We start from the raw sequence: 18,269 nt of genomic DNA, 5'->3' as shown, positions 1-18,269 counted from the left end.
TTTGCAAATTTAACGAATAAACAAGAAAGCATGAAATTTATCAGCTTAAAAGTAGGGTGAAAATAGAGAAAACCTACAATTTAGAATCAATAAAAATAACGAATTATTTCTTCATTTTTTTAAGAAGAGCGTAAGCCATAAATGCAATATATCCAAAAAGAACACTCGCAAAAACGATATTGATCACTGTATTTGTTCTCCCATCCTGCGATTGGAAAAAGAAGTTATACGCAATAAATCCTGCAATTAAAGCAGCGAAAATGATAAGTTGTGGCTTCATGAGGTGAAGGGGTTTGAAGGTGGGAGAGTGTTAGAGTGAGAACATGATATTGTCCTCAATTATTTATCATTTATATTCATCGAGTACGTTCTTCTTCTTTTATGATTCACAGGGTTGTAGTCCTGCCATAAAAGCTGAACACTTTTGTTTTCTTCCAGCTCAGGATTGGTTTCAGCAAAATTAATTCCCATACTTGTAAAACGCACAAAAATTTCTTTAAAGATAATGGCTGTTACGCCACGTCTTTGATACTCAGGATGAATTCCGATCAGGTAAAAATTAGCACGATCATTCTTTTTTCCGGCTTGTAAGAAATGCCACCATCCAAACGGAAATAATTTTCCTTTAGATTTTTGTAAAGCTTTTGAATAAGAAGGCATCGTGATGGCGAAAGAAACCAGCTGCTGGTTTTCGTCTACCACACAGATTACATAGTTTTTATCAATAAAAGGGAAGTATTTTTCTTTATATGTTTTGATCTGTTCTTCTGAAATTGGAGTATAAGTGGAAAGGTGTTTATAGGTTTCATCTAAAAGTTGAAACATAGGCTCTACGTAAGGAAGAATTTCATCCTTAGATTTAAATTTAAGAACCTTGAGTTTGTACTTTTGTGCAATTAATCCACTGAATTTTTCTACTTTTTCAGGAAGGACTTTAGGGAAATTCATTTCGTATTCTACCCATTCTTTTTCCTTAGTTAATCCAAGATTTTCAAGATGTTTTGGATAATATTCATGATTGTAAATTCCAATCATGGTTGCCAGTTTATCAAACCCCATGGTAAGCATTCCTGCCTTATCAAGATTCGTGAATCCCATAGGGCCTTCAATCTGATCTATGCCATGTTCTTTAGCATAATCAACAGCAAGTTGAATTAAAGCTTTAGAAACTTCTTGATCATCTATGAAATCTATCCATCCGAAACGTACCTTTTTTATCCCTAATTCTTTCTCTTCCTTATGATTAATAATAACAGCAATTCTTCCAACTACTTTATGGTCTTTCAGTGCTAGAAATTGTTTGGATTCTGAATAGTGTAAGGCTGGATTTTCCTTAGCATTCCAAATGTTCATTTCGTCTTTAATAAAAGATGGAACATAGTAGGGGTTGTTCTTATACAGATCCATCGGAAATTTTACGAATTGCTTGAGTTGATCAGCTGTTTTTACTTCAATAATTGAAATCTTAGACATAACTTTTGATGGTAATTTAATGACAAATATAAATAATAATATCTTATACTTTGGCACAGTTTTTATATCATTATGCTTAAAAATTGAACACAAAATCTAAATAAAAATGACGGGTTATTATATCATTATTGGTATTTCAATGCTGGTGAGCTGGTGGGTTTCGTCCAGGTTGAAATCAAAATTTGAATATTATTCCAACGTACATCTTCGAAATGGCCTTTCGGGAAAAGAAGTAGCGGAAAAAATGTTGCGAGATAACGGGATTAATGATGTTCAGGTAATATCAGTTCCCGGGCAGTTGACGGATCATTATAATCCGGCAGATAAACAGTAAATCTTTCTGAAGGCGTATATATGCAAAGAAATGCAGCAGCGGCAGCTGTGGCAGCTCATGAATGTGGACATGCCGTACAACATGCGGTAGGATACTCAATGTTGAATTTACGTTCAAAATTAGTTCCTGTTGTTAATATAAGTTCCAATCTAATGCAGTTTGTCCTTATTGCAGGTATTGCGATCATGGCAGCCACCAGAACTGTAGATAATCCTAACGGAAATACGGCTATTTTGGCTATTGGAGTAGCGATGTTTGCCGTGACAACATTGTTTGCTTTTGTAACATTGCCGGTAGAATATGATGCCAGTAACAGAGCCATGAAATGGCTTAAAGATACAGGAACAGTAACAGCTGAAGAGTTTGTTGGAGTTCAGGATAGTTTAAAATGGGCTGCAAGAACTTATGTGGTGGCAGCTTTAGGATCTTTGGCTCAGCTTCTTTACTGGGGATCTTTGCTTCTTGGTGGAAGAAGAGATTAATGATCTTTAGCTTCAAATGAAATATAGAGCATCTCAGATATTTTCTGAGATGTTTTTTTTATTGATGAGGATAAGTTGTAGACTAATCGTTGAACTCGAATGAAACATGTTGCATTTCTGATAGTTTTTCTGAAATGCTTTCTTTTTGAGCCAGCTTTAATGAAGCGGTAAGAATACAGTTTTCGTTAGCATCGAAATTGAGAACCTTAGCATCAAATTTTGACAGCAAAGTGAAAATAATGTTTTGTTGGTTAAAGTTGAATTGAATTTCAATTTCTGTTTCCAGTTCTCTTGTGATGATATTGGCTTCTTCTAAGGTGATTTTAGCAGATTCTTTATAGGCTTTTACTAGCCCTGAAACCCCTAGTTTTGTTCCCCCATAATAACGAACTGAAATAACAAGAACATTGGTTATTTCATTAGCTAAAAGTTGGTTATAAATAGGGAGTCCCGCGCTTCCGGAAGGTTCACCATCATCATTAGCACGATAGTTTTCACCATTTAATCCCATTCTGAAAGCATAACAGTGATGTGTTGCTTTTGGATGTTCTTCCCTGATCTTTTCCAATGCAGCCTTTAGTTCTTTTTCATTGGTAACCGGGAAAGCAAATCCGATAAACTTGCTTCCTTTTTCTTTTAATAAAGTATTTTCTATGGGTTTTTCTATGGTTTTGTATTCAAACGTCATGCTGTACTCCTCTTTATTTATGCAAAAGTATTAAATGCTTTATAAACTTGCACCTTTATTGGAAAAGAAGCTCTCGGAATTCCGAGAGCTTCTTCAGTATTTTTAATTTTTTATTATTTTTTGGGTGAACCATTTTCCATTGGATTCAAATTTCACAAAATAAACTCCGGGTTCCAGTTGTGAGATATTAATTCCATTGCTCTCTTTGGTAAATGCCATTATTTTTCCCTGAATATCATAAACCTGAACTTTATCTAAAGCTACTGGTGTTTTAAAGTACACTGAGGATGTGGTAGGATTAGGATATATCTGAATACTTGGATTATCTTTTGTTTTCTCAGTTTCGTTGGTTCCAAGGGATTGGTTAGGGAATTCTACAATGAAAATATCTGAATTTGTACCAACGGCAATGATTTTATTTTTAAAATATTTTATAGCATTAAAGGATACCATATCATTATTTTCTGGAACAACAAGTTGTGAGGTTAGACCTCCATCTGTTGTCCTGTATATATTAAAACCGGAGTCAAAATAATAACCAGTTAACTCATCAATATAATGATAACGGATATTGCTCGTGTTTTCCGTCCAGGTAGAACCTGCATTATTACTAATGTAATATTCGCCAGTGTCAGTACCTATCTGTATCTTGTTTGCATTAATAATATTGATGTAGTTTATGGATGTGGGAAGGGTATAGATGATATTCCAGGTTAATCCACCATCTGTTGTTTTATAAAGATTCTTATATGTTCCCGCATAGCCTATCATATCATTATAAAACTGTATGGTTTCTACTTTATCTGTTGGGGTAAAATGTGAGGTGTAAGAATTTGTTAATAAATGTATTCCATTGTTAGGTGTGGAATAGGGAGATGCTGTTCCTAGCAGAAGATCACCATTGTTTTTGAGCCAGAAAGGAGATACAAATGTAGGATGGTTAGTTGTGGTTCCGGTGTCCCAGGTCTTGCCAAAATCGGATGTAAAATAATGACCTCCATTAGCAATGAGAACTCCTTTGCCATTTTCTTTTACGTGTACACCTTTGAAAGCATCTAGAGTAAAGGTTGCTTTTTTGTTGACCCAATTATAGCCACCATTTTCAGTATAATACACTACACTAAAACCACTTTGATTTCCAACGATAGTTCCTTTATCATCATTACCAAAAGAAATACTTTTTAAGCTAGAATTATATACGCCGGGTACCTGGATGCTCCAGTTTGTTCCGTCAGTAGATTTGTAAATATTAGACTTGCCTCCTATCATAATATTATTATTTATAAATGCTATGGAATAGAGCTCGTTATAGGGAAAGGCCTCAATCAATCGTTGTTGTGTCCAGGTCTGTCCCATATCTGAAGATTTTAATAATCTGTTATCTTGACCTACAGCATACAGTTTTCCTGCATTGTATTTTATATCAAACAAACGATATTGGGTGTTGGTCGTTAGAGCAGTCCAGGTATTTCCCTGGTCTGTTGTTTTGAAAATCCCACCAGTATTTCCTGTAACATACCCTTCAGTGTCATTAATAAAAAGGATTTTTTCAAGTCCTGTTGTATTCAACGAAGTTGCAGTCCAGGTCGCACCCTGATTGGTTGTTTTGTATAAGGTTCCGTTATTCCCGGATACAAATCCTATATTGGGATTGATAAAGAAAACATCATTTAAGGTAGTATTGGTTGAAAGGGATGTAGGAGTAAAATTGGTTCCGCCATTTATGGTTTTATAAATTACACCTATATTACCACAAACAAAGCCAACGGATTCATTGACAAAATACATTTTGTTCAAAAAATCTCCGCCTACATTATAAGGAGTAGAAGTAGTAAAGGCATTTGTAGTTTTAAAAATCTGATGACCTTTTAAAACAAAACCTACATTATCATTAAGCATCTGTATATCCAGTGCTCCATCCTTGAAAAGCTTTCGCCAGGTTGTTCCACTATCTTTGGAGGACGCAACAATTCCTAAGTGATTGGTATTATCTAAAAGGTACAGGGTTTGGTTAGGAGTGACTTCTAAATTACTAATTACAGAATATCCTTTTACAGGAGTTAAAAATTTCCATTCCTGGGCGTTGATAATGGAACTCAAGCTCAAAAAAAGAATAGAGAAATATTTGTGCATATTATTAGTTTTTTACAAAACTAATAAAAGTATTGACAAATTACGCTCAAAAGATATATGCCATCAAATTTTGATGGCATATATCTTTTTTTTTGAATGTAATATTAACTCTTACATTCCGTCTCCACAAAGATCCATTGGAATCAAGCACATATAGCTTGTCGGGCCACAAAAATCTTCTGGACACTTATCTCTGCATCGTGTAGATTGTCCGTTAGGTAATGTACAGGTTACAAAAACAGCGCCTCCTTGGATTGCTCTTAACCCGATTCGGGATAATTTTCTTAAATTTTTCATGGTAATATTTTTGTTTGATTAATTTGTTCAATATAATAATATTAGCATGGAAATGATCCATCTGCCCAAGGCGGTGGGCAGCTCATGCTTGAAGGAGTAGCACAGCAGTGTTGTAATGATGGTGGGTAAAATGAACAACATTCAGGAGCAATACCTCCCTTTACTTTTTTTAAACTCTGTCTTGAAATTTTCTTTACATTTTTCATGGTAATATTTTTTTGGATATTACTAAGGTAAGAAATTATTTCTTTCAACGGTGATAAAGTGGCTCTATTTTGATTTGAAAAAAGAAATGGTATTATCTCTATAATTTTCTATTTTACTAGGAATATGATTGAATTCCGGGGCTTTTGTCCCATTCTCCAATTTTAGATTTTCATTTTTTATAACAATGGCTTCATCCCAAAGACCAGCATCAATGAATTGCTGTAAAGTGAAACGGCCGCCTTCAATAATGATGGATTGAATCTGTTCTTTGTATAAAGCTTCCATCAAATCAGGCAAGAAGTTGTTTTTATTGATTGTAATGAATTCTATATGACCTTCTTTTCCTTCTTTTCCAGCATTTAAAACCAATGTTCTTGCTTCACTGTTGTAGATTTTAAAGCCGTTCGGAACTTTTAAGTCAAAATCAATTAAAACTCTGATTGGGTTTGTGCCTTCAACATTTCTGACAGTAAGACTTGGATCGTCATGTAAAGCAGTTTGTGTGCCTACTAAAATAGCATGCTCGTTTGCTCTTAATTGGTGAACGAACTGATTAACCAGAGCATTTGAAACAGCTGTGGGTTTAAAATCTTTATCTAAAAATCCATCACCTGATTCTGCCCATTTCAGGATGATATAAGGTCTTCTCTTTTCATGGTAGGTGAAGAATCTTTTGTTTAGCTCAATGCATTCTTTCTCAAGAATCCCTGAAACAGCTTCTATTCCTGCATCCTGAATAATTTTTTTTCCTTTTCCATTCACTTTGTCATGAGAATCCATAGCACCAATAACTACTTTTTTAAAACCAAGTTCTTTAATTTTTAAAGCACATGGGGGCGTTTTACCGTAATGGGCACATGGTTCCAGCGAAACATAGATCGTTGACTCAGGAATCAGGCTTTTGTCTTTCACAGAGTTGATCGCATTGATCTCAGCATGATTTTCTCCTGCTTTATGATGATAACCTTCACCGATGATTTCTCCATTGTGAACAATTACACTTCCAACGAGAGGATTAGGATAGGTTTTGCCAATAGCCTTTTGAGCTAATTCAATGCATCTTTTAATATATAGTTCGTCGTTATTCATATTGATAAAAAGAAAAAAGCGAAGACAAATTGCTTTGCTCCGCCCTTATGTGTTGTATTAAAATTTATTCTCCTGCAATAATGTTGTGGAGATTTTGCTTTAAAGTTTCCAGATGAGCTTTTTTCTCATCAATCGTATTATAAGTATCTCTTAATAGAGGATTCTCTCTTGATGGCTTATTAAAGAATGAAAGGTTATTTTCAAGCTTAACGATTTCACCTTCAAGATCAGAAATTTGATTTTTGATTTTTCTTGCTTTATCGGTAAGTTGGTTTTCTGATAATCCTTCTTCTTTCAGTTCAAGTTCGTTGATCTTGTTGATCTTCAGTTTCTCTCTTAAAGTCTTATTGAATTCAGAGTTAATTGAAATTTTATCTCTTGGAACTTTTCCAATATTATTCCAGGCTGTTTTGATGGCTTCGATCTTCTCGATGCTACCTTCGTCGTTGGAAACTGTTTTCAATTCCTCAAGAAGAGCTTTTTTATTTTTATAATTTTCTTTCCAGTTATCTGTAGAAGTATTGCTCTTTTCTCTGTAATTGTTAAAGAAAGCATTACAAGCATCACGGAATTCATCCCAGATTTTATTGGTCATACTTTTTGGAACGTGACCAATTTTTTTCCAGTCTTCCTGAAGTTTTTTGAACAATGGAACAGCAATATCCCATTCTTCATTACTCTGATTATCCTGAGCCGTCTGAATCAATTTAAGTTTTTCTTCCAGATTAGCCTGCTGAGAACCTTTTAAGGATTTATAATAATTGTTTTTTGTTGTATTAAATCCTCTTAGAGTTGTTTTGAAATCATTCCAGTTTTGATTGGACAGTTTTCTAGGAACACTTCCTGTTTTCAGGAAATCAGAACGTAAATCTTCCACTCTTTTAATGGAATTCTGCCAATAGTTGTGATTAGGTGTTTCAGAAGGTTCTGAAAGCTTCTTAATTTCAGCGATAATCTCATTTTTCTTTTCAAGATTGGCTGTTTGCTCTTTTTCAATGGATGCCGAAAGTTCAGATTTTCTTTCGTGAATTTTATTGGAAATTTCTTTGAATTCTTCCCATGTTTTTTCACGAAACTCTTCTGCTACAGGTTCTGCTTCTTCTTTCCATAGTTTATGAAGATACTGAAGCTCGTTTAAAGCCTTTTGAATAACAGGTTCATTTTCCAACTCTTGAGCACGGGCAATGATGTGCTGTCTTTTTTCAAGATTATGACTGTATTCCTGCTCCAAAAATTCCTTATTCAGATCCAGCATTTGATAAAACTGGTTCAGGTGGTGAAAATAATTATTATTAAGAATCTTGAATTCAGATTTGGCAACCTGTCCGGCTCTTGACCATTCTTCTTTGATCTCACGAATGGATTTGAAAAGATTAGTTCCAGGTTCTGAATTGGTATATAGATTCTTTAATCTTTCAATAATGTTTTGACGATGCTCCAGATTTTTCTTCTGTTCTTCTTCCTGTCCTTTCTGAAATGCATCGTGTTTTTCTCTGAAAATATTAACCAAAGCAGAAAACTTAGCTTGTAATGGATGCTCATAACTGAACGTTTCAGGAGCATTACCGGCTTCTGCAAACTCGTGCTTTTTATCTTCTACTTCATCATGGATGTGGTGACTTGCTTTTTCTTTTAGCTGATTGAATTTTTTAGAATTCTCACCCGCATCAGATGCATTGATGAGTTTTTCCATTTCCTTCAGGGCATCGGCCAGAGATATTTCAACTTCTTCATGTTCTTCCAGGTGTTCAGCATCATCTTCGTGGGAATGGGCATCATGAGCAACAGTGTTTCCTGATGTCTCCTGAGATACTTCGTTAGGATTTTTCTTTTCTTCGTTTTCAGAAAGATTGTTTTCTGTAGTCATAGCAAATCTTTTATGTGAGTGGCGTTAATATCCTTTAAATATAGCTTTAAGGCCAATTAAAGTACTAATTTATGTTATTTTTTTTAAAAATTCCAAATTTCCCAAGCTTTTTCTGCTTGCTGTTCAAGCATATAATAACCGTTTACCGTTTTTGCTCCTTTTTCGGAAGCATTGATGATAAATTGCGTATAGTTGGGATTATAAATTAAATCAATAACCAAATGTTCCGAAGAAAGTGCCTCAAAAGGAAAAGTCAGGCAGTCTTCAACATTTGGAAATGTACCTACCGGTGTACATTGAATAATAATCTGATGTTTCTGTACGGTTTCTTTATCGAGATTTTCAAAGTTGATCTCCGTGCTTCTTGAAATGGTTTGTGAGGGAATATTATGTTTGTCTAAAACATATTTTACAGCTTTTGCCGCTCCTCCGTTCCCTAAGATTAGTGCTTTGTCATGTGATGGTCTTTTATGAAGAAGCAGAGTCTTTTCAAAACCGAAAGCATCCGTATTATATCCGGTCTTTTTACCGTTTTGAATTAAAACACAATTGACTGCCCCTATTTTTTCTGCCTCATCACTTAATTCATCAAGATAACTGATGATCTGCTCTTTATAAGGAATGGTAACATTGAAGCCTAATAATTCGGGTGATGAGAAAAGGTTTTCTACTTCATTGATTTCATTCAAATCAAAAATATCATAGGAGAAACCTTTAAGCATAAGCTTTTGGAACTTATTTTCGAAGAATTTTTTAGAAAAAGAATAGGAAATATTTCGACCTATCAATCCTAATTTTTTATTGGAATCCATACGATCAAAATTATAAAAAAAGACCGGATAAATCCGGCCTTTAGTTTGAAATATTTTATAATAATTATTCTACAATGAATTTTGTAGAGAAATTATCTGTTTTTAAGATGTAAGTTCCTTTCACTAAGCCTTTAAGGTTGATTTTATTTGAATTTTGGAAAGGATTAGCAAGTGTTTCAATCACTTTTCCTGAAAGGTCGTAGATCTGAACTTTTGAAATTTTGCTAAGGTTTTCACCTTTTACAACAGTTCATTGTTTCTTACCGGATTAGGATAGATTGTGAATTCTGATTTGTCTTTCTTGGTTTCAGTAGTTGCTAATGATCCACTGTAGCATGTCCAGCTTAAATCGTCAAGAGTAGGTCTGTTAGACGTTGTGCTGGTAATTTTGATGATGATATTTCCACTGATATTAAGGTTATCAATCGTTGTAGTTACTTCTGTAGCAGTATACGGGATAGTACCTACATTATTTCCATTGATGAAAATATTCAAACTTCCATTTGAACCTGATAATTTTCGTTGAGTGGTAAGTGTTAAGCTTTTAATACCACCAGAGATGGAAGAACTTGTAAGCTCTCCATTTCTAAAAGTAATTGCTCTTGTAGCATTGATCTTTTCATCAATCTTGGTACTTGTTGAAGTCCATGTAATACCATTATTAGTCCATGTTCTATCAGTATAGCTGTTGTCTGAACCGGGAATACTGTTAAAGTCTTCTATACCACAATTTCCGGTTCCTACAGGGCCGTCCAGAGTAGTTCCATTGGCGATATTACTTTGTGGTGAAGCATTTCCGAATGCATCTTTAGCGATTACATAGAAAGTATATGGTGTAAGTGGAGCTAATCCTGTTACGGTAGCAGTTACTGAATTTCCGGATACGCTTGTTTTTAATGTTGTACCAACATAAATATCATAACCTGTTACTCCAACATTATCAGTTGCAGCTGTCCAGCTTAAATCCATTGTAGTTGCTGAAGGATTGGTAGCAATAAGATTGGTAGGTGCTGTAGGAGCCTGATTGTCTATCACTGGAGTTCCCCAGATCAAATTGGCATAGTCAGGGTTATCAATGAATGGGTTTCTGTTTCCCTGATATTGCTGAGATGCATTGTTTCTAGCGATTTCTTCATCAGATACTGGATCCATAGCATTCCATAGAAGGTATTGGTCTCGTGCCCAAGTTTGTAATCCAGGAAAAGTAGTCGATCCAAGCATATTTCCTGTGTTTGCAGGTGCTTTAAAACCAGGTAATTGTGATTCATATCTGGTTACAAAATAAAAAATCATTCTGGCTACGTCACCTTTAAAAGAATCAATTGGTTCAAATGCAGTACCTGTATATCCTGGTGTAGTTGAGTTACCTAGCTTGGATCCGTTTTGAGATGTGAAGGTTGCATTGCCTACTTTTCCAAATGGATGGTTACTTCTCATTCCATTTACTTTGCCATCTGTAGGGCGGATGAAGTGAATGTCAGAAACCATTGGTGATGCTTTAGAAAACTGACTTTGAGGAACAATATGTTCTCTGTTGTAACAATCTCCTTCGTTTGAATAAGTTCCGCATTGGTCTGCTGCAATATGATTGAATACATAAGGATCTACTGCAGACGGCTTTTCAGAATAGATATCAAGAACAGTCCCATCATGTTCATAAAAATTGTCAGTATCAGTTTGTACATATCCTGTTAAAAGATCATTGTAAGACTTTGTGACATAATTCGCAGAAATAATCTGGTTTAGTTTTGTTTTAAGTGCGGCACCTGTTAAACCGGCTGTACCATTATAATAACCGGCTGGAGCCTGTGCAAATGCATTAAGGAATGCAAAGCTTAATAAAAAAAAGGATAAAATTCGTTTCATTTTTTTAAATTGGGGCGTAAAGGTACAAAAAAACGAAACTGAAACGTGTTAATTTTTAGTAATATACTCTTTGCTGATCTTTGAAAAGAACCATGAAATGGCAATGCCAAAAACGGATGCGGTAAGAGCAACGATAAGATAATTTTTACCCACAATTTTTACTGGAAACGGCAATACTTCATTGGCTCTGAAGAATTCGGTGTAAAGCTGGAAGTAGCATAAGGCGGTTCCAAAGATTAAACCGGTAATAACTCCGGAAATAACAATGAGAATTCCGGTATAGAAATAGGTCATTCTCAGATGGCTTAAAGGAAAGCCTAATGAAATTAGAGATTTTGCCTGCGCTTTTTTATCAAGCTGCAAGATAATGATAGCTCCTGCAAGATTAAAGGTAGTGATGAAAATAACCAATGCAAAGATCAGATAGATGAACATCTTTTCTGTATTAATCATTTTCCAGAAAGCAGCATTTTCTTCCTCTTTGGTTTTTATTTCAACATTTTTACCCAAAGAAGAAAGTAAACTTTGTTTTACAGCATCAGCATTTTCAGGATTTTTTAATTTAATAACAATCTGGTAAGCTGAATTTTTCGGGAGAGTTAATAATTCTTCCGCAAGTTCAATAGGAGAGATGATATAATTATCCATCTGGTCTTTTCCAGGGAAACTCCTGTTACCAGAATATCTCTTTTATTATAAATATCTTCTTCTTTACTGATGATTCCCGTTCCTGGCTTCGGCATAAATACCGTTGCATAATGATTGGAAGAGTCTACCGGGATAGATAATCTGTTATCAAGACTATTTTCCATCAATACCTCATTGGAATATTTGAAACTTGGGTAAGTTCCATAGAAAATATCTTTGTTGATAGGATTTACCTTTGTATAGGCAGAATCTACACCCCGTAAATAAGCAATATCACCTTTTCCATTAAAGCTGATATAGACCTTTTCTTCAATAATACGGGAATAGCTACCGATTTCTTTATTGCTTCTTAAAACCTTATTCACCTGATCCAGGTTTTTAATGGTTTTACCTGATGCGCTTTTTAGCGTCAAATCAGCATGAAGATTGGATATTAAATCTTTGTTTAGGTCTTCAAGTCCTGAGAAAACTGAAATAATGACGAACATTGCAGTCACAGCAACCGTCATGGCACCTACTGAGAGCCATGTAATAAAGGTTACAGCGGTACTGCCTTTTTTTGCCAAAAGGTATCTGGATGCTATGTAAAATGCAATATTCTTCAAGATCTATAAAACAGGATTATCGCCTTCGCCTCTTAATTCTCTTTCCAATTTTTCAACGTCATCTAGAGCTGTGTCTAAATAAAAATTAAGCTGAGGAATGATACGTACCTGTTTTGCCATTTTCTGGCCGATAAAATTTCTGTATTGAGGTTTGTTTTCTTCAATTTCCTTCATTACCGCTGTACGGTGTTCCTGAGGGAAAATACTCAAATAAATTTTAGCGATACCCAAATCAGCTGTTACTTTTACATCTGAAACGGATACTAATATACTTTGCTTGCTCTCAGAAGCCTGTTTGCGGAAAAGTTCTGCGAAGTCCTCCTGAATAATCTGTGCTACTTTTCTTTGTCTGTTACTTTCCATAATTTATGCAAATTTAGTACTTTTGTTTGAATTGATACTTTGAAATTCAGCTACAGTATCAAATTTACGAATTAATTATATTTATTAGTATTTATGAAGCTAGAACATATTGGTATTGCAGTAAAGTCTTTGGGAGTATCTGATGAGCTTTTTGCTAAATTGTTAGGAAAAGAATCCTATAAAAAAGAAACAGTGGAAAGGGAAGGGGTGGTAACTTCTTTCTATGAAACCGGAGAAAGCAAAATCGAACTTTTAGAAGCCAGTAATCCTGAAAGTCCGATCTCAAAATTTATTGAAAAGAAGGGCGAAGGCATCCATCATTTGGCATTTGGAGTCGAAAATATTCTGGAAGAAGTAAAAAGATTAAAAAAAGAAGGATTTCAATTTATCTCTGAAGAACCGAAAGAAGGTGCTGATAACAAATTAGTTGTATTCCTTCATCCGAAGTCCACAAACGGTGTGCTGGTAGAACTTTGCCAAGAAAAGCAATAAAAAATTTTGTAGTGAAAGAAATTTTACTATTTTTGCAAACACAAAATTTAACCAAGTTTTGAGGTCCTATAGCTCAGTTGGTTAGAGCACCTGACTCATAATCAGGTGGTCCCTGGTTCGAGCCCAGGTGGGACCACAGAAAAGCACTCAATTAGAGTGCTTTTTTTTATTTATACCTTTTGCTTATTAAATTAGACATAGTAATAATAAATTTCATTTCTGGTTTGAGATAATCTTCATTTTCTTATGATGAATTTTGGTTAGATAGATCAAACATTACTTATACACTCTGTTTTTATATGGGGATGAATGATTATATTTGCGGAACTTCAGAAAATAATGGTTTACATTGTTTTTTTCAGACATTGATTTTATCAATTTAAACCGGCAATATCTAAATTATGTTTATCAATAAACTAAGTACAATTCTTTCTAAGGCTATCTTTTGTTTTAAGATTAGCCCTTCTTTCTCTCAAGCAGTAGCATTTATAAAAAACTCTAAAAAATACAGTACAGAGTTTAAAAAAAATAACTTTTTTGGAAAAGAGAATAAAGATGTTATCGCATATAATCTTGTTTTATCAGAAAGAAATATTCCCATTCATATCAGGACGTACTCAGGAGATTTTGATATATTTTATGAGATTTTTTGGAGAAAAATGTATCAGATTCCGAAAGAACTTTTTACATCGGATCAAAGCATTATAGTAGATCTGGGTGCGAATGTAGGATTAACATCTGTATTTTTTGCCCTACAGTATCCTGATGCCAAAATATATGCCCTTGAAGCTGAAGAAGAGAACTATAAAATTTTGAAGAAAAATATCTCTTTCTCAAAGAATATCATTGCTGAACATGCTGCTATTGACACCAAAGACGGAACTGTATTTCTTTCTTCCCCTGATTTATCCTATAACTTTAGAATTTCAGATGCAGTGGTAGAAAAAGGGAATCCGGTAAAGGCATACAGTATGAGCACTTATATGAATACGTTGGGAATAGCTCATATTGATTTATTGAAAATAGATATTGAAGGGTTAGAACAGTTCCTTTTAAAGGATAATAATGAATGGCTTAGAAAAGTAGACAATATCATTATAGAACTACATGATCCCTATACAATAGATCAGTTAAAAGAGGACTTGTTGCCTTTTGGATTTAAAGTACTTTCTGCTGGTTCTGTTAATGGGCTGGAAATGATTTATGCCACAAGAAAATAATCAATAAATAATTCTTTTTTACTGTAATTGATTACAGTTATTACCAGATTTTACCATAAGCATAGATTCTAGTTTTAATAAGGTACGTTTTCTGGAAATGACAAAGTATTTAATGTCCTTTTACCTTAAAACTTTATAAAATTTTATGTTAAACATATGTTTAAAAAAAGCGTAAAGAATAATTAAAACTCAGTTAACAGCCTTCTTCTCCAGATCCCGTTGCTTTGCAGAAAAAAGTAATGATGGAAAATGATAATCATCTTAACAGAAGAAGGTTCCTAAAGAATTCACTGTTGGCTGCCGGAGGACTTCTTATTGCTCCTCTGATTATAAGCTGTAGTGATGATGATTTTACTGACAATGGAAAAGCTCCTGATGATCTTAAGAATGCAGGGTTTGATACTGGAGTAGCCAGTTTTGATCCTACAGCAACAGGAATCATTATATGGACAAGATATTCCGGAGGAACAAATGCAGAAATTACATGGGAAATAAGCAAAAACAGCAATTTCTCTGAGATTTTAAGAAGAGGAAGTGCTAATGCCTCAGCAATCAATGACTTTACTGTGGCGGTGGATGTACAGAATATACCGTCAAATACCAAATATTACTACAGATTCTATAACCTTAAAACGAAAGAATCCAGTGTAACGGGAGAAACTATTACATTACCATCCAAGACCGATTCGGTAAATGACGTGAAAATGGCGGTGGTATCATGTTCTAATTTTCCTGCAGGACTTTTCAATGTATATGGAGCCGTTGCCAAATCTGAAGCAGATGTAGTGGTACATCTTGGAGATTATATCTATGAATATGCACCGGGACAATACGGAACCAATCCATACACAAACCAACTTGGAAGAGCTCATAAGCCGGCTAAAGAAATTCTGAATCTGGACGACTACAGAGAAAGATACAGGCAATACAGAGGTGATAAAAACCTTCAGTTAGCCCACCAGAAAAAACCTTTTATCTGCGTATGGGATGACCACGAATATGCCAATGATACTTATAAATCCGGAGCAGAGAACCATCAGCCTGATGAAGGAGATTTTGAGTTGAGAAAAAAAGCGGCATTTCAGGCATACAGCGAATATATTCCTCTTAAAACAGGAAAAGATCTCAGAATCTACAGAAGCTTCAACTTCGGAAATATTGTTTCCCTTTATATGATGGATACCAGAGTGATTGCAAGAGATAAGCAATTAGAATATTCAGATTATTTAGACGCTGCCGGAAACTTTGATCAGGTGAAATTTAAAACAGCATTTTTAGATCCTAACAGGAAGCTGATTGGAAGCGAACAAATGACTTGGTTAGGTTCTCAGATCAATGCCGATTCTGCAAAATGGAAAGTATTGGGACAACAGATCCTGATGACCAAAATGATGGTTCCCGCAGAATTGTTGATGTTGCTCAATCAGATTTTAGCAGAAATAAAAAAACTTGGAAGTGCACAACCGGCTACGATGCAGGCTCTTCAGAGTACAATTGCCCAGCTATTAGTGATAAAAGGAAGGTACAAAGCTCAGGATCCCACCCTTACTCCACAGGAAATAGCAAGAATTACTACTACTTTACCTTATAATCTGGATGCATGGGATGGTTATTTCATGGAAAGAGAACAGCTGTATTCCCTTCTTACAGGTAAAAATATTATTGTATTGGCTGGTGATACCCACAATGCATGGCTAGGGAAACTCACCAACGCACAAGGAAAAGTTATCGGAACCGAATTGGCATGTAGTTCTGTTTCTTCACCAGGTCTTGAAGGCTATCTTGGCATTACATCAGATCCTACCCAAGCTGTCGCATTGGCTCAGGCATTTTCATCACTGATCGATGATTTGGAATATGCTAACCTTTATAAAAGAGGATATCTGCATGTGAAATTTACAGCTGGAAGTTCAGATGCCGAATGGAGATTTGTAGATAATGTGAATTCCGATATTTATAATGTGACTACAGAAAAAAAATACACAATCTCATAGTTTTAAAGAACATATCTTATTTTCAATTTTGTACAAAGCTGCAGGTAATCCTGTGGCTTTTTTTATGACCATTTCTCTATATCTTGAACAGATATAAGAAGGTTTTAGAAAAGAATTTTTACCATCAAATTTACATTTGACAAGAAATATATTTGAAATACATAGTCGAGGCTGCTATTACAAGGGTTGATATTCCTTGTTATAAAAGTTATAGAACGCAAACCGTAAAATGTATCCGTTTTTCCTGAATATGTATCATAAGAACAAGGCTTAAAATATCTAATTTTACCAACAATTATTGAAAGCCTGCACAATGAGTATAAAAATACTGAACATATCGGAATTTTGCCACTATCTGAATGTTGATGGATTGAAAAGCGATGATCTTCATATTATTGATTTTGACGGAAAACAGGAAGTCAGACTAAAATCTGAACCGGTTGCCATAGATTTTTATCTTCTGGCAATTAAGCCTCCATTGGATAATAGGTTGGCTGCTTATCAACTTCTGGAAGATCAGTCTGCTTCCTCCTATATGTATGTTGATTGTCCCCAGAATACACTGGAATGGGAAATTGCCCCACCATTATCCGGATATACCATTCTGGTAAGTGCGAAGTACCTTGAAAAATATGCCAAAGATTATAATTTTGTACATTATAATAACCATGAAGCCCTTTTTCTTACGAAAGAAGAAGAAATTATTGTATGGGATCTGTTCAGAAAAGCAAACCATGAATTTCAAAAAGAGTATTATTCCAGAACTGTTATTATCTCCTATGTCAATCTGATTCTTACTTATGTTAAAGACTTTTATGACCGTCAGTTTGATACCAGAAGCGATATTTACCACAGAGTAATCGATGAATTTTACAAAAATCTGGATCATTACTTCATAGACAATGAAAATCTTGCAGGATTGCCGTCTGTATCTTATTTCGCACAGAAAAGTAACCTTTCCCCTAATTATTTTGGCGATCTTATTAAGCACTTTACAGGAAAATCACCATTAGATCACATCCATGATTATGTAGTAAAACTGGCCAAAGATAAACTCAAAAACACAAGCCTTTCCATAAGTGAAATATCCTATAGTCTCGGCTTTGATTATCCTAACTATTTCGCCCGGTTCTTCCGTAAGAAAACAGGACTTTCCCCCAAAGTTTTCAGGAATCAATAGACAATTTTATACACTATAATAAAAGGCAGCCCAATGGGTTGTCTTTTGTTTTTTAGGAGCTTTTTCCGGCTATTCACTCATACTCCTCGCTCCAGCGCACTTCCAGGCTCAGGCCATCCTGCTTTTCCGGCTTATGCTGTGGGGTAACCGTTACTATCCGGGCTAATTTATGAGTAATGAATGATAGTAATATTAAACCTAAACTAACACTTTGTTTTCAATCATATCCGCAAACATCCGCGAAATCCGTGCAATCTGCGAGAAATAAAACATCATCCGGCTCTAGCCAAAACTTAATATTGAAAATTTTTATACAACTGAAAATGTAAAAAGTAAAATGTATCTGTTTTCAGGTAATGTGTCTCCGTTTACAAAGTACATCTCTTCCTACCTTTGATCTATCAGAATGAAAGAAGAATAGAGCTGAAAAAAGTAATTATTAAACAGAAAAAGCGAAACATATTCAATTCCGGAGAAAATAGGTATACTTATTTTTCTGTCAGAATTGAAAACCGGACA

At 34.8% G+C, this 18,269-nt stretch carries 16 protein-coding genes, 1 tRNA gene and 2 pseudogenes; 6 read left to right on the top strand and 13 right to left on the bottom strand.

All coding sequences use genetic code 11. The annotated features are described in order from the left end of the window. Positions 1–103: 103 nt before the first annotated feature. Both QWZ06_RS22455 and QWZ06_RS22450 read right to left on the bottom strand, forming a co-directional pair. Positions 104–280 (bottom strand): hypothetical protein, encoded by a 177-nt coding sequence (locus QWZ06_RS22455; protein WP_290301201.1) that lies wholly within the window; start codon positions 278–280, stop codon positions 104–106. A gap of 59 nt (positions 281–339) precedes the next feature. Continuing rightward, positions 340–1,473 (bottom strand): GTP cyclohydrolase, encoded by a 1,134-nt coding sequence (locus tag QWZ06_RS22450; protein WP_290301200.1) that lies wholly within the window; start codon positions 1,471–1,473, stop codon positions 340–342. A 106-nt stretch (positions 1,474–1,579) separates the two neighbouring features. Between QWZ06_RS22450 and QWZ06_RS22445 the strand changes: the two are divergent. After that, positions 1,580–2,289 (top strand): annotated as a pseudogene (locus QWZ06_RS22445) (zinc metallopeptidase). An 82-nt stretch (positions 2,290–2,371) separates the two neighbouring features. Here QWZ06_RS22445 and QWZ06_RS22440 read toward each other — a convergent pair. The 11 genes and pseudogenes from QWZ06_RS22440 to rbfA form a co-directional block, all read right to left on the bottom strand. Further along, complete coding sequence (locus QWZ06_RS22440) at positions 2,372–2,977, bottom strand: IMPACT family protein (RefSeq protein WP_290301199.1); 606 nt, start codon at positions 2,975–2,977, stop codon at positions 2,372–2,374. Between the two features lie 102 nt (positions 2,978–3,079). Further along, positions 3,080–5,110 (bottom strand): YCF48-related protein, encoded by a 2,031-nt coding sequence (locus tag QWZ06_RS22435; protein ID WP_290301198.1) that lies wholly within the window; start codon positions 5,108–5,110, stop codon positions 3,080–3,082. 111 nt (positions 5,111–5,221) lie between these two features. Then, the gene (locus QWZ06_RS22430; protein ID WP_290301197.1) at positions 5,222–5,407 is read right to left on the bottom strand and encodes a bacteriocin-like protein; all 186 of its coding nucleotides are present in this window, start codon (positions 5,405–5,407) and stop codon (positions 5,222–5,224) included. A gap of 41 nt (positions 5,408–5,448) precedes the next feature. After that, positions 5,449–5,613, bottom strand: a complete 165-nt coding sequence (locus QWZ06_RS22425) for a bacteriocin-like protein (protein ID WP_290301196.1) — start codon at positions 5,611–5,613, stop codon at positions 5,449–5,451. Between the two features lie 64 nt (positions 5,614–5,677). Continuing rightward, positions 5,678–6,703, bottom strand: a complete 1,026-nt coding sequence (gene ribD, locus QWZ06_RS22420; RefSeq protein ID WP_290301195.1) for a bifunctional diaminohydroxyphosphoribosylaminopyrimidine deaminase/5-amino-6-(5-phosphoribosylamino)uracil reductase RibD — start codon at positions 6,701–6,703, stop codon at positions 5,678–5,680. A gap of 64 nt (positions 6,704–6,767) precedes the next feature. Beyond that, complete coding sequence (locus QWZ06_RS22415) at positions 6,768–8,570, bottom strand: DUF349 domain-containing protein (protein WP_290301194.1); 1,803 nt, start codon at positions 8,568–8,570, stop codon at positions 6,768–6,770. 83 nt (positions 8,571–8,653) lie between these two features. Then, positions 8,654–9,382: a shikimate dehydrogenase family protein gene (locus QWZ06_RS22410; protein ID WP_290301193.1), complete on the bottom strand. Its 729-nt coding sequence runs from the start codon at positions 9,380–9,382 to the stop codon at positions 8,654–8,656. A gap of 64 nt (positions 9,383–9,446) precedes the next feature. Further along, positions 9,447–9,566, bottom strand: a complete 120-nt coding sequence (locus QWZ06_RS22405) for a hypothetical protein (RefSeq protein ID WP_290301192.1) — start codon at positions 9,564–9,566, stop codon at positions 9,447–9,449. Positions 9,567–9,622: 56 nt separating this feature from the next. Further along, complete coding sequence (locus tag QWZ06_RS22400) at positions 9,623–11,248, bottom strand: endonuclease (protein ID WP_290301191.1); 1,626 nt, start codon at positions 11,246–11,248, stop codon at positions 9,623–9,625. A 48-nt stretch (positions 11,249–11,296) separates the two neighbouring features. After that, positions 11,297–12,501, bottom strand: a pseudogene (locus tag QWZ06_RS22395) (ABC transporter permease). Between the two features lie 3 nt (positions 12,502–12,504). Continuing rightward, positions 12,505–12,864, bottom strand: a complete 360-nt coding sequence (gene rbfA / locus QWZ06_RS22390; RefSeq protein ID WP_290301189.1) for a 30S ribosome-binding factor RbfA — start codon at positions 12,862–12,864, stop codon at positions 12,505–12,507. Between the two features lie 93 nt (positions 12,865–12,957). Between rbfA and mce the strand changes: the two genes are divergently transcribed. The 5 genes from mce (at position 12,958) to QWZ06_RS22365 (ending at position 17,750) form a co-directional block, all read left to right on the top strand. Then, on the top strand, positions 12,958–13,356 hold the full coding sequence (gene mce, locus QWZ06_RS22385) for a methylmalonyl-CoA epimerase (protein WP_160138912.1): 399 nt from the start codon (positions 12,958–12,960) through the stop codon (positions 13,354–13,356). A 62-nt stretch (positions 13,357–13,418) separates the two neighbouring features. Further along, positions 13,419–13,492 (top strand) — tRNA-Ile (locus QWZ06_RS22380). 265 nt (positions 13,493–13,757) lie between these two features. After that, on the top strand, positions 13,758–14,576 hold the full coding sequence (locus tag QWZ06_RS22375; protein WP_290301188.1) for an FkbM family methyltransferase: 819 nt from the start codon (positions 13,758–13,760) through the stop codon (positions 14,574–14,576). A gap of 242 nt (positions 14,577–14,818) precedes the next feature. After that, complete coding sequence (locus tag QWZ06_RS22370; RefSeq protein WP_290301400.1) at positions 14,819–16,570, top strand: alkaline phosphatase D family protein; 1,752 nt, start codon at positions 14,819–14,821, stop codon at positions 16,568–16,570. 313 nt (positions 16,571–16,883) lie between these two features. Next, a complete protein-coding gene (locus QWZ06_RS22365) occupies positions 16,884–17,750 on the top strand; it encodes a helix-turn-helix domain-containing protein (RefSeq protein ID WP_290301186.1) in 867 nt (288 codons plus the stop codon). The last annotated feature ends 519 nt before the right edge of the window (positions 17,751–18,269 follow it).

The organism is Chryseobacterium tructae (assembly GCF_030409875.1).
GTDB classification, from domain to species: domain Bacteria; phylum Bacteroidota; class Bacteroidia; order Flavobacteriales; family Weeksellaceae; genus Chryseobacterium; species Chryseobacterium tructae.
This window is presented reverse-complemented; position numbering and strand designations above follow the sequence as displayed.

Coding starts and splice junctions, on each gene's coding strand:
- QWZ06_RS22455 (WP_290301201.1), bottom strand. CDS start 280: ATGAAGCCACAACTTATCATTTTCGCTGCTTTAATTGCAGGATTTATT.
- QWZ06_RS22435 (WP_290301198.1), bottom strand. CDS start 5,110: ATGCACAAATATTTCTCTATTCTTTTTTTGAGCTTGAGTTCCATTATC.
- QWZ06_RS22425 (WP_290301196.1), bottom strand. CDS start 5,613: ATGAAAAATGTAAAGAAAATTTCAAGACAGAGTTTAAAAAAAGTAAAG.
- QWZ06_RS22440 (WP_290301199.1), bottom strand. CDS start 2,977: ATGACGTTTGAATACAAAACCATAGAAAAACCCATAGAAAATACTTTA.
- QWZ06_RS22415 (WP_290301194.1), bottom strand. CDS start 8,570: ATGACTACAGAAAACAATCTTTCTGAAAACGAAGAAAAGAAAAATCCT.
- mce (WP_160138912.1), top strand. CDS start 12,958: ATGAAGCTAGAACATATTGGTATTGCAGTAAAGTCTTTGGGAGTATCT.
- QWZ06_RS22370 (WP_290301400.1), top strand. CDS start 14,819: ATGGAAAATGATAATCATCTTAACAGAAGAAGGTTCCTAAAGAATTCA.
- QWZ06_RS22430 (WP_290301197.1), bottom strand. CDS start 5,407: ATGAAAAATTTAAGAAAATTATCCCGAATCGGGTTAAGAGCAATCCAA.
- QWZ06_RS22375 (WP_290301188.1), top strand. CDS start 13,758: ATGTTTATCAATAAACTAAGTACAATTCTTTCTAAGGCTATCTTTTGT.
- QWZ06_RS22450 (WP_290301200.1), bottom strand. CDS start 1,473: ATGTCTAAGATTTCAATTATTGAAGTAAAAACAGCTGATCAACTCAAG.
- QWZ06_RS22410 (WP_290301193.1), bottom strand. CDS start 9,382: ATGGATTCCAATAAAAAATTAGGATTGATAGGTCGAAATATTTCCTAT.
- QWZ06_RS22365 (WP_290301186.1), top strand. CDS start 16,884: ATGAGTATAAAAATACTGAACATATCGGAATTTTGCCACTATCTGAAT.
- ribD (WP_290301195.1), bottom strand. CDS start 6,703: ATGAATAACGACGAACTATATATTAAAAGATGCATTGAATTAGCTCAA.
- QWZ06_RS22400 (WP_290301191.1), bottom strand. CDS start 11,248: ATGAAACGAATTTTATCCTTTTTTTTATTAAGCTTTGCATTCCTTAAT.
- rbfA (WP_290301189.1), bottom strand. CDS start 12,864: ATGGAAAGTAACAGACAAAGAAAAGTAGCACAGATTATTCAGGAGGAC.